A 10,242-nucleotide genomic window follows, 5' to 3' on the forward strand; every position below is an offset into this window, starting at 1 on the left:
CTTGCTGCTGACCAAAGACATGAAGATTAAATGCCAGGCAAGTCAATATTAATAATCCAAATACATTTATTTTTTTCATAGGTAGATATTTACTTAATACAAAAGTATTTTTCTATCCACCCTGAACCTAGAATTTGGAGACTACATACAGACTACTACATCTAATACTGCGTCTACAATACATCTACAGGAGCTAATGACCCTCCAGTAATACACGAGTTCCATCTATATTATTCCTGGGACCTGATAAAATTATCGAGATTAGCTTCTTTATCAAGGCCAAACTTTTGTTTGATTCTGTAACGCGCCATACGGATACTTTTGGGCTCGATACCCAATCTTATTGCTATTTCTTTATTTGATAACCCCATCAGGATATAAGCACAATACTTCAAATCCAGACGGGTAAGAACTTGATTCGCTTTCTTTTGAAGTCTTTCAAAGAAAACCGGATTACTTTCAAAAAAATCAGTTTTTAGCTCCTCAAAATCTTTGTCTATCCTTTTCTGCTGATGTATAATTCGCTTGATTTGTTCATCCAGTGTAAGGTGGCTATCAGTGCTTACCTTTCCCGATAGTAATTCCAGCAATTCATTTTTTTGTTCCATCTGAAGGTTGCCTGCCAATACCTCTTTCTGCAAACGTTCCTGGCGTTCCTTAAGTAAAACCTGTTCTGTCTGGAGTTGCATTGCTTCTGCTTCGTTCAATTGCGCCCGTAATTCTGCAGCTCCTTTTTCTTTGTCGACTAGTTCTTGTTTTCTGATTGATGCTTTGAGTTTATAATTATATGACCTAAGCAAAAAGAGTAATGCTGTAATTCCTGTTAATGCCAACAGGATATAAAAAATATTCCGCTTTTTGTTAAAGGCAGCTTCTTGCTGTAAATACGCAATTTTCTGTTCCTTTTTTTCGGATTGATATTGTGCTTCAACCCTTTGGATGCTATTGATCTTCTCTTCATCAAAAGCCTCCTTGTTAAACTTAATATACTCTTTTAAATAATTTAATGCCCCTTGCTGATCTCCTCTCTTTTCAGCAATATGAGAAAGACCAAGGAACATTCTGGCCTTGGTTAATGGCATTTTTATAACACCACCTGCTACTGCGCTCAATCCTGTTAGCAACATCTTTTCGGCTTCATTGTAATTTCCATCCCGTAAGGCATATTCGCTCTTTAAGCCATAGCAGTTTACCAAAACTTCCTGCAAGTTGGTGTTTGTTGCAATTCGCATTGCGATATCAGTATATTTCTCAGCACTGTCTCTATGGGTATTAGGAAAATACTGGAAATAAATATTGGCAGTATTTAGTGCAATCGCTGCAGTATTGCTACGGATAAGTAATCTGCCACTTTGTTTTTCAGCAAGTAAGAGTGATTTCTTATAAATGTTTAACGCCGAATCTAATAAATTTCGTTTGCTGGTGTCCAGCTTAAAACGATCAAAGTAAGTTTGTCCAATGGTAAAATATGCTGTGTTTAATGCATCTATTTGTTTACTTTTCAATGCGGTTTCATAACTCAGATCCGCATACTTTCGTTGTTTGCCCGGGTCATTTCCATAACCATAAAAGCTCGCCAGGTAATGATACACAGTACTTTCATATTCATAGGCCGCCTGGCCTTTAAAAAAATCAAGTGCTTTCAGAAATTTTGTTATTGCTTTATCATTCTCATCATTTACAAGGTCTAGCCAGCCATTTCTAAGCCATACAAAACCTTGGGTTTCCTGATCTTTGGTCTTTCCTGCATAATACAGGGCACTATCGCGGCTTTCATAAGCATGTTTCAGATCCTTTTTCCAGACGTAAAGATGGATCAACGTAGCAAAAGCCATGGCTTTGCCCCTGCCATCTTTCATTCGGGCACCTATTTGGAGGGCTTCATTAGCAAGTTTAAATGACAATGGCAGGTCTTTCTCAAAATTAGCCTTTGCCAGTTTACAGTGAATATTTACCCGCTCCGCTTCAGAAAGACTAGTTTGTGCCAGTAAGTGATTCAGCGAATCGGTATATATTTTTTGTGCCGTTGTATCTTTCAAAAAAACAAGACAGAAAACTGTGGTAATCAGTAATGGTTTCAGTGGTAGCTGCATATTCAAAAATATAAAAAAGAAATCCTTCTGAAAACCGGAAATAACTCTAAATAGCTGAATTAAAATCTTTTAACTGTTTTATGTAGTTGCATTGTAGACGCGCTATCGAAAGTAGTAGTCGGTGTGTAGTCCACCATTTCTTGGTTTAGGGTGGGCTGGAGGGTAATTTTGGAGCCAATAAGTATCTATTAATGAAACTAAATTATATTTCGATGAAAACTAAAACAATGGCGATTGTAGCCTATTTCACCATCATTGGATGGATCGTTTCTTACCTGGAATTTAAAAAAACCTCCGAAAAGAGCAGTCTGGTTAATTATCATTTCGGACAGGCCCTGGGAGTAATAATCACTTCCATTCTATTGAGTATCATTTGCAGCATCATTCTGGCAGTGATTCCGACATTGGGAATCATTTTTTATTTAATTATGCTGGTTCCATTAATCCTTCTGTTATTTGGTGCTATCGCGGCCTCTAACGAGGTTGAAAAACCTGTACCCTTGATTGGAAAAGTATTTGAGGGAAAATTCAATTTCGGTTCCTAGAAGAACCGATTTGAATTATTTAGTCAATAGTGGAATAACTTTTTCGCCAATTAACGCTATGGATCTCAATAACTGCTCATGGCTCAACCCTGCATTATCCATCTGAAAAGTAAACCTGTCAACGCCCCCTAAGGATTCACTATGTTTCAGCAGTTTCTCTGCAACCTGCTCGGGACCACCTAGTACCAACACTCCTTTTGGGCCAGCCAAATGATCAAACTGTGTTTTGGTAACTGGAGGCCATCCACGCTCCCTGCCAAGTTTGGTCCACAGTTCTGCATATCCCGGATAATATTCTGCAATGGCCTGCTCATTACTTGCGGCAACATAGCCTGGTGAGTGCAAACCGACTTTTAAATTCTCAGGGGCAAAACCTGCGCGGTGACCTGCCTCACGGTACAAATCGATCAAAGGGCGAAAGCGCTCGGTTTCACCGCCAATTATCGCTACCATAAGTGGTAAACCTAATGATCCAGCTCGCGCAAAGGATTCGGGCGTACCACCTACGCCTAACCAAACTGGCAATTTATCCTGAAAAGCACGTGGATATACAGGCTGGTTCTGCAATGCAGGCCTGAATCTGCCCGACCAGCTCACAAATTCCTGATCCCTAATACGCAAAAGGAGATCCAGTTTCTCTGCAAAAAGTGCGTCATAATCGTTGAGATCAAATCCAAACAGCGGATAGGCTTCTATTGCCGAGCCACGACCAACAACAAGCTCCGCCCTGCCTTTGGAGATCAGATCCAGTGTAGCGAAATTTTGATAGACACGCACAGGGTCGGAGGTGCTTAACACCGTAACCGCACTGGTAAGCCGAATCCGTTTGGTCCTTGCTGCAGCTGCAGATAGAATCACTGCCGGGGCAGAATCCAAAAACTCCTTTTTGTGATGTTCGCCAATACCAAAAACATCTAATCCGGCATCATCAGCCATAGATATCCTGTCCAACAACTGTTCCATTGCCGCTACACTACTTAGTGTTTTGCTACCGTACATTGCCGACGCAAAGCTGTCTATTCCTATTTCCATTTTATCCGCCTAGTTTTAATTCACTCAAATTTACGTCTCCGAAAACTAAGGTATATTAACCTATGATAAGAAAAGTCATTTCCTTTACAGTAGCAGATTCGCCTTCCTCGCGCACAACCTATCTTTCCAAATCTGTTATGACTTCAAAATATTTTGATTAGTTTCGTTTAAAATTATCGATATGAACAGAAAGAGTTGTCTTCCTCCTCCTACACCTTAATAATTAACATGCACTGTGAACTTACGGTTCTGCGGATCAGTTGATCAGCACGTTGAATCCTGGGTTACGCATTTCGTTTATTTATTAATCTTTAGTTCCTGTTTTTAAGAACAGACAGACAATTCTTTTATGAAAAAATCATATTTGGTATTACACTTTGCTGTACTACTCGCGGGTTTCACCGGCATATTCGGTAAACTCATTTCCCTTAACGAAGGACTCCTGGTTTGGTACAGGGTATTTTTCTCCTCTATTATCCTGTTACTGGTTTTAAAATTGTTTAAAACAAAGACCAGCGTGACTTCTAAACAGAAGTTTGATATTGCAAAAATCGGGCTTTTTATTACCATACACTGGGTATTCTTTTACGCCAGTGTCAAGTACGCCAATGTGTCCATAGGTGTAGTCTGTTACTGTCTAACCAGCTTTTTCACCGCTGTTTTCAGTCCGATAATTAACCGGCAGAAGTTCAATCTAACTGAGCTTTTATTAAGTCTGCTCACATTGGCTGGCATTGCCCTGATCTTCCATTTCGATTCCTCTTATCAGCTAGGAATAGGACTGGGTGTTCTCTCTTCTGCTTTCGCTGCCATTTACACCATTTATAACGAGCGGCTAGTTAGAAAATACGACAGCAGGATCATCAATTATTACCAGATGATTGGGGGTACCATTGCTTTAGGTATAGCACTTCCCTTTTACCTACACTATTTTCCAGCACCATCCCTCCTTCCGAGCTTAAAAGATACCGGGTACTTGTTGTTACTTGCTTCTTTTTGTACGGTAGGACTTTATGTGCTTTTTGCAGAATCTTTAAAACGCATCTCGGCATTTACAGTAAATTTAAGTTTTAACCTTGAGCCCGTATACGCAATCATACTTGCCTTTCTGTTCTTTAACGAAAGCAAAGAGCTAAGCGTTTCCTTTTATATTGGCTTACTGTTCGTGATGGCTTCAGTTGTTTTGCAGACCATATTTTCGCTTAAACGGTCGTCGGGAACACCTGATGACATTAAAGGTTGTCCCGTATAACTGTTAAGCCTTATGAATTGGATTATCCAGGTAATAGTTATACATTTATTGCAGTGCGGCTGATACTATAAAAAGGATAAAAGATCCTGCCCAGATTGCCCAGCAGATTGCCCTGTTTGTTTGGTTATTTAGCTGATGACTTTTAAATTCCTGAAATATCAGCTCGCTCCTGCCCTTATTCATTAATTACCGCTGAAGGATAATCTGGATGATGATATTTACGCCCAGTACAAGTGGCTTGGTCCAGGATCCCATTGACCAGAATCCAGGATCGGCTAAWAGCCAGAGGCTCAATATCAGCCAGCATATACTGAGTTCTACCAATAGCACACTTCTGAAGTCACCAACCCAGCTTTCAGGCTTATTCCGGTAGTGGTAAAGGAATGTAAAATAATAGAATCTTAGGAGTTTCATATCTGGTTAATTGTTTTAAAACAAACTCAAGATAGTTTTTTTTGGCGGTTTCACATATTTTTTGATAAACTCAGTTATAGTGCGTGGTTTGGCTATTTACTTGCGGGAAATACGCGTGTTTAGTCTTGAAATCTCCGTATTTTCCGTATTGGCTGCTATTTGTTGAACATTTAACTTCGTAGAATAGGGAAAAAATCTATTCAAACAAAGATTATCTGATATAATGGTAGAAAAATATGGAATACAATGCCGGAGAGATCGTTGAATTGGCAATTCGACGACAAGAGATTAACATCACTGAGCTATCCAGACGCTTACATGTGAACAGACGCACCTTGTACAACTGGTTCACCAAGAATGACCTTCACCCAGATTTGATCCTACAAATAGGCAGGATTATAAATTATGACTTTCATCCCCATTTCGAAAGTGGATTCTTCGGTTTTGAACCTGAACAAGAATTAAATGCTCAGGTTCGAAACGCAGAGCAAATGCCTGCAGATCTGGCATTTTACTGGATGGGTAAGTATATTAATTTACTGGAGGAGTATAAGGGATTGTTAAGAAAAGAAAGTTTCAAAAAATCCGACACCTTTACCGCTGTAGATCAGTAAGTTTTTATTTGATACGGTTTATAGCCTATACCGAAGTTTGATATTTCTTCCTATAGCTTTGAGGAGTTCAGGATGATCGTTTACGGTCGCATCAACAACATCCCAATCTCCCTTTGAATTGCAAGCAAGTTGATACTCCATATCTTTTAAGTTAATCCTGATTGTATTAGTTTCTCTTGTTATTCCTTTCGTTAAAACAATATAGGTATAGTCCTTTTCATCAAAAGTGATGCGCATTTGTAAATTCATAATGCAAATATAGCGTGGAAAATGTGCTTTTATTGTGCTTACTTTTTATGATGGTCTATATTTGTATTTGTAATCTAAATAAATTCAGTATAAAGAGTAAGATTAAGGCGCCTAAAATATAGAGCTGAATTTTGTTTGATTTTTTTACGCCATATTTTTTCAAGCAAATTCTGTCAATAATTATGATCAAAATAGGGACTGGCAGCCAAAGCAAGTTTACCCAGCCCTGTAATCTTTCGTTCATTCCGTTTCGAGTTGTCAAGATTATTGAAGAAACAATTATTCCCAGCAATGATAGCAGACCTAAAGCAAAAAAAACTGTCATTTTATTTAGGAGCTGTATTTTCATAAAAACTAATGCAAAGTGGGATACATTTGATTCCGTGTCATTTTGATCACTTTTGGAAGTTATTAAAATAAAATTATAAATGGAAACTCTGCATCCACCCCCCCTTTATAATTAGCTGATCATCCATGGTAAGCCATAGCTTTCGATAGCTCTTCGTTGAGTAAATAATCCTTTTTCAGCTTTTCCAATTTAGTCATGGCACGATTGTAGGCATCTTCGCCAAGCAACAGGTAAAGCGGAGGGTTTTCTAAATGAGCTATCTCAATGATGGCTTCTGCTGCCTTTTCAGGGTCCCCAATTTGCTTTCCAGCTTTTTGCAGCATCATCTTCTGCGCGTTATGTACTTCAGTGTATTCCGGAATAGTATGTTGCGCGATATTGATTGAATCTTCATTTAGGAAATTAGTACGAAATGCACCAGGCGCCACCACTGTTACTTTAACTCCGAATTCAGCAACGTCCTGTGCAAGAACCTCGGACAATCCAACCACCGAAACTTTTGTAGCTGCGTAAACTGACCAGCCGCTTGTGCCCGTTATACCTGCTATCGAAGATATATTAATAATATGTCCCGACTTTTGAATGCGCATGTAAGGCATTACCATTCGGATAACGTTCAACGTTCCAAAGACATTTATTTCAAAGCTATTTCGGGTTTCACGATCACTTAATTCTTCGATACTTCCTCCAATACCATAGCCTGCATTATTTATTACAACATCAATACTACTAAAGGCTACATTTGTCTGATGGATGGCGCAACCAACATTGTCTTCATTACTCAGTTCTACTTGCAGCGGTAGAAAGTTTGGTGCGGTAACACCGACGGCATCTACCAATGCCTTTAAATCGCGGGAGGTAGCTGCAACATTCTGACCCGCTTGAAGTAATTGTTTTACCAGGCTTAACCCAAATCCTTTGGAAGCTCCTGTAATAAACCAAGTTCTGATTTTCTCCATATTTCGTTTGTTTTTACGATACAAATATATAGCGAAACATCACCTGAGCGTATACGTCGATCAAACCGATCATTACGAAATTCAAACATGTCGGAATGCCGAAGGGGTAGTACTGGTCTGCTTTTTGAAAAAGTTATTGAAATGTGTGGGTGCTTCGAATCCAAGACAGTAGCTTATCTCGGAAACATTCCAGTTCGTGTGGCGCAAAAGTGCCCTGGCCTCGCTGGTCAGTCGCTCCATAATATGATCCGTAGTTGTTTTTCCAGTCGTCTGACGGACAGCCCGATTAAGATGATTAACATGTACGGATAGTTGATCAGCAAAATCTTTAGCAGAGCGCAGACCAAATCTTTGTGATGGCGATTCGATGGGAAACTGTCGTTCAAGAAGCTCTGTAAATATAGCGGTGATACGTGAATTGGCATCCGGGTGTTGATAGAGGCGGTTAGAAGGCTGTATCTTCAAAGCGTAGTGAATCAACTCAGTGACGTAATTACGTAGTAAGTCATATTTAAAAATATAGTCGGAATTAAATTCTGCCAACATCTTATCAAATAAAGCTAATACAACTGTTTCCTGTTCAGCGTTAAGTACATAAACAGGATTCGCTCCAGGAGAAAACATCGGCAATTGATGAACATTGCTGCGCAACATCTCAGTAAAAAAAGACTCCTTATAAATACAAAATCTGCCCGAATGCTTGTCATTTAGATTTTCAAAAGTATAAGGAACAACTGGGTTAAAGAAGACCAATGCACTTCCATCCATTTCTATGCTTTTATCGGCATAGTGAATAACCCCCTTACCCTTGAAAAGGCTGATCTTGTAGAAGTCCCGGCGACTATATTGAACAGGCTTGGCGCCGGGGAGGTAACAGTCCTCTGATCTGAATACATTAAAGTGTCCGATATCCTGACTGAGATTATCTGGTAACCAATTAAACTTTTTCTTGTAGAAATCCTCAAGTGTCTCCGTATGTGCCATAATACAAAGTTACATAATTCAAACCAAATCTATTATCCTATTTCTATAGGTAAGCACATCTGATTAGTTTTAAAAATCCATGTCAAAGGGGGCTACTCCTATTCAAGATGCTAACGAATAAATTTATTGGTTAAACTAATGACGTCACAAGCCCAACTAAATGAAAAATGAAACCATGATAAAGCATTTGCTGAAAGCAACAATGCTTGGCTTTGCTACCTTCAGTAGTATTATTGTTGCGGCTCAGGACAAGTTAGCTTTACCAACTCTCGCGCATCAGGAGTGGTCGGATGCAGAGATTGGTGCAATCTTCCACTTCGATATGCCCACTTTTAAGCCCAACTACAATTGGCGGGTTTACGGTTCGCATCCTCCAGCATCGGTTTTTAACCCTTCGAAAGTAAATACAGATCAGTGGATTGCCGCGGCTAAGGCTGGGGGCGCAAAATACGCGGTGCTTGTAGCAAAGCATGGGTCAGGTTTTAGCTTATGGCCCACAGCTGCTCACGCCTACAGTGTAAAAAATAGTTCCTGGAAAAGTGGTAAGGGGGATTTGGTGAAGGATTTCGTCGAGTCCTGTAAGAAATATGGCGTGCGTCCGGGTATTTATGCTAGTGCATCGACCAATGGTTATCTATGGGCCGATAATCCCGGTGTTGTTCAGAAGGGCGGACCAGTTGACCAAAAAACATATAATGAGATTGTAATACAGCAGCTAACGGAATTATGGACTAATTATGGGAAGCTCTTCGAAATTTGGTTCGATGGAGGAGTGATACCAGTTAGTGAAGGTGGTCCTGATGTAGACGCTTTGCTTAAAAAACTCCAGCCTGATGCGGTTGTCTTTCAGGGTCCAGCCTCCGCTAAAAACCTGATAAGGTGGATTGGAAACGAAGATGGATTAGCGCCATATCCCAATTGGAGTACCACCAACGGTATTGATGCCACTAAAGGATTTAAGGAGAATGATTTCTCCGGTGTTCCGGGAGGTAAAATCTGGTGTCCGGGTGAAACTGATTTTCCATTGAGAACTGGTGGTTTCCAGGGTGGGTGGTTCTGGGTGGACGACACTCAGGACATGATTAGTAAAGAAAAGTTCCTGGATAATTATATAACGAGTGTAGGTCGTAATTCCAACATGCTAATTGGGATTGTAGTGGATAGCAGCGGACTGGTTCCTCTGAAAGATATAGCATTGCTAAAAGATTTTGGTGATGCAGTAAAAGTGAAATATCGCCCAATTGCAACATCCTCAGGACGCGGGAAGGAGATTTTACTGGATCTTGGCAAGAAACAGTTGTTGAAAGGGGTGGTGATTAAAGAAGACATCGCAAAAGGGGAAAGAATCCGGAAATACCGCTTAGAAGGGTTTAACGGGCAAAACTGGAAAACAATTGGCGGCGGTAGTTCGGTTGGGCATAAAAGAATTGAAATGTTGACTAAGCCTTCCAGGTTTTCTAAGATTAAACTCATTTTGCTGAACTCGGAAGGTACACCGGTCATTAAAGAACTTGGGGCAATTGGGGAATAGTTATTAGACCACAAAAACAGTCTCAGGGCTATACGGCAGTTTTAAAGGAGGACCCGAAGCAAGGTATAAATAGCTATTCACCATAAATACAACAGATTATTCTTTCTTTAGAACATACATACTCGAAAATAATTTATTATCATCAAATATTAAATTGATCTTATAAGCTGGGTTTTTAATCTCGATAGTATTGGAATATTTTAACTCTATATCTCCAATT

10 protein-coding genes are annotated in these 10,242 nt (G+C 39.8%); 4 read left to right on the forward strand and 6 right to left on the reverse strand.

The annotated features are described in order from the left end of the window. Positions 1-230 precede the first annotated feature (230 nt). Positions 231-2,093, reverse strand: a complete 1,863-nt coding sequence (locus AC1DDX_RS17435) for a LuxR C-terminal-related transcriptional regulator (protein ID WP_288879266.1) — start codon at positions 2,091-2,093, stop codon at positions 231-233. A 212-nt stretch (positions 2,094-2,305) separates the two neighbouring features. Between AC1DDX_RS17435 and AC1DDX_RS17440 the strand changes: the two genes are divergently transcribed. Beyond that, positions 2,306-2,638: a magnetosome magnetite crystal formation protein family gene (locus AC1DDX_RS17440; protein WP_477622333.1), complete on the forward strand. Its 333-nt coding sequence runs from the start codon at positions 2,306-2,308 to the stop codon at positions 2,636-2,638. Between the two features lie 15 nt (positions 2,639-2,653). On the opposite strand, the gene AC1DDX_RS17445 is transcribed toward AC1DDX_RS17440, so the two are convergent. Continuing rightward, positions 2,654-3,670, reverse strand: a complete 1,017-nt coding sequence (locus AC1DDX_RS17445; RefSeq protein ID WP_172662822.1) for an LLM class flavin-dependent oxidoreductase — start codon at positions 3,668-3,670, stop codon at positions 2,654-2,656. Positions 3,671-4,019: 349 nt separating this feature from the next. Here AC1DDX_RS17445 and AC1DDX_RS17450 point away from each other — a divergent pair, with 349 nt between their 5' ends. Continuing rightward, on the forward strand, positions 4,020-4,922 hold the full coding sequence (locus AC1DDX_RS17450; RefSeq protein ID WP_172662821.1) for a DMT family transporter: 903 nt from the start codon (positions 4,020-4,022) through the stop codon (positions 4,920-4,922). A gap of 186 nt (positions 4,923-5,108) precedes the next feature. Here the strand turns inward: AC1DDX_RS17450 and AC1DDX_RS17455 are convergent, their stop codons facing one another. Then, complete coding sequence (locus tag AC1DDX_RS17455; RefSeq protein ID WP_477622334.1) at positions 5,109-5,336, reverse strand: hypothetical protein; 228 nt, start codon at positions 5,334-5,336, stop codon at positions 5,109-5,111. Between the two features lie 236 nt (positions 5,337-5,572). On the opposite strand from AC1DDX_RS17455, the gene AC1DDX_RS17460 reads away from it, so the two are divergent. After that, a complete protein-coding gene (locus tag AC1DDX_RS17460) occupies positions 5,573-5,950 on the forward strand; it encodes a hypothetical protein (RefSeq protein ID WP_288879264.1) in 378 nt (125 codons plus the stop codon). A gap of 18 nt (positions 5,951-5,968) precedes the next feature. Here the strand turns inward: AC1DDX_RS17460 and AC1DDX_RS17465 are convergent, their stop codons facing one another. The 3 genes from AC1DDX_RS17465 to AC1DDX_RS17475 all read right to left on the reverse strand — a co-directional run bounded on the left by AC1DDX_RS17465 (position 5,969) and on the right by AC1DDX_RS17475 (position 8,491). Next, the gene (locus tag AC1DDX_RS17465) at positions 5,969-6,187 is read right to left on the reverse strand and encodes a hypothetical protein (protein ID WP_337716146.1); all 219 of its coding nucleotides are present in this window, start codon (positions 6,185-6,187) and stop codon (positions 5,969-5,971) included. Between the two features lie 480 nt (positions 6,188-6,667). Next, positions 6,668-7,507 (reverse strand): SDR family NAD(P)-dependent oxidoreductase, encoded by an 840-nt coding sequence (locus AC1DDX_RS17470; protein ID WP_477622335.1) that lies wholly within the window; start codon positions 7,505-7,507, stop codon positions 6,668-6,670. Between the two features lie 81 nt (positions 7,508-7,588). Then, the gene (locus AC1DDX_RS17475; protein WP_172662816.1) at positions 7,589-8,491 is read right to left on the reverse strand and encodes a helix-turn-helix domain-containing protein; all 903 of its coding nucleotides are present in this window, start codon (positions 8,489-8,491) and stop codon (positions 7,589-7,591) included. 160 nt (positions 8,492-8,651) lie between these two features. Between AC1DDX_RS17475 and AC1DDX_RS17480 the strand changes: the two genes are divergently transcribed. Further along, the gene (locus tag AC1DDX_RS17480) at positions 8,652-10,022 is read left to right on the forward strand and encodes an alpha-L-fucosidase (RefSeq protein ID WP_288884310.1); all 1,371 of its coding nucleotides are present in this window, start codon (positions 8,652-8,654) and stop codon (positions 10,020-10,022) included. Positions 10,023-10,242: the final 220 nt, after the last annotated feature.

Source organism: Pedobacter sp. 10L46_2, from assembly GCF_056395165.1.